At 50.3% G+C, this 1,321-nt stretch carries 2 protein-coding genes; both read right to left on the bottom strand.

The features are described 5' to 3' along the window. The coding region (locus KDK17_RS01250; RefSeq protein ID WP_257287164.1) for an iron-sulfur cluster assembly scaffold protein at nt 1-325 on the bottom strand (325 nt) is incomplete at its 3' end. Between the two features lie 27 nt (nt 326-352). After that, nucleotides 353-1,321 (bottom strand): IscS subfamily cysteine desulfurase (locus tag KDK17_RS01245; protein ID WP_257287163.1); only part of this gene is annotated, 969 nt, incomplete at its 5' end.

The raw sequence follows: 1,321 nt of genomic DNA, 5'->3' as shown, positions 1-1,321 counted from the left end.
GTACTGAACAGAGTATCTTCACAGGAGGGAGCGCCAACTCTTCGGCAATATCCGTGTTTTTGATTTCCGATGCCTGATCCAGCGTCTTGCCTTTCATCCACTCTGTTGCCAGAGAGCTGGAGGCAATAGCAGAGCCACACCCGTAGGTTTTAAAACGGGCATCTTCAATCACACCCTCGTCGCTGACCTGAATCTGAAGACGCATTACATCGCCACAGGCAGGTGCTCCGACCATCCCGGTACCGACCTTATCAGATTTGTCGTCAAGCTTGCCGACGTTTCGGGGATTCTCGTAGTGATCGATTACTTTTTCACTGTATGCCATGATATTTTCCTCCCACCAGGTTCGATATTAATGTGCTACCCACTGAACAGTACTCAGATCTACGCCATCTTTGTACATGTCCCACAGAGGCGACAGCTCACGCAGTTTTTCTACAGCCTCTCTCACCTGGGCGACAGCATAATCCACTTCTTCAGCCGTTGTGAAACGACCAAAGCTGAAACGCAGTGAACTGTGTGCCAGTTCATCGCTGACGCCCAGTGCGCGCAGCACATAAGACGGCTCCAGACTGGCTGAAGTACAGGCCGATCCGGAAGAAACAGCAAGATCTTTCAGGGACATAATCAGAGACTCACCCTCTACGAAGGCAAAGCTGATGTTGAGATTACCAGCAACGCGGTGCTCAAGGCTGCCGTTGACATGCACTTCTTCCATGTCTGAAATACTGTTCAGAAAACGCTGACGGAGTTTCAGGCTGTGCTCGTTGTCAGCACCCATCTCTTCCCTGGCGATACGACAGGCCTCACCCATACCCACAAGCTGATGAGTAGGAAGAGTACCTGAACGCATACCACGTTCATGACCGCCACCATGAATTTGAGCCTCAATACGAACACGCGGCTTGCGACGTACGTACAAAACACCCACACCTTTAGGACCATACATTTTGTGAGCAGATAAAGACATCAGATCCACTTTGAGGCTACTCAGATCAATTGGAAGCTTGCCAGCACTCTGGGAGGCATCTACGTGAAACAGAACCTTGTTAGCACGGGTGATTTCACCAATGGCTGCGATATCAGTAACCACACCAATCTCATTATTGACATGCATGAGACTGACCAGAATGGTGTCTTCGCGCAAGGCATCACTGACCTGCCCGGTGGTAATCATGCCTTCAGAGTCTGGTTCAAGGTAGGTCACCTCATAGCCTTCACGCTCCAACTGACGGCAGGCATCCAGGACCGCTTTGTGCTCAATCCTGGAAGTAATGATGTGCTTGCCTTTTTTGCTGTAGAAGTGCGCCACACCTTTAAT

Origin of the sequence: Endozoicomonas sp. SESOKO2, assembly GCF_024606245.1 — a bacterium.
Taxonomy (GTDB): Bacteria; Pseudomonadota; Gammaproteobacteria; order Pseudomonadales; family Endozoicomonadaceae; genus Endozoicomonas_A.
This window is presented reverse-complemented; position numbering and strand designations above follow the sequence as displayed.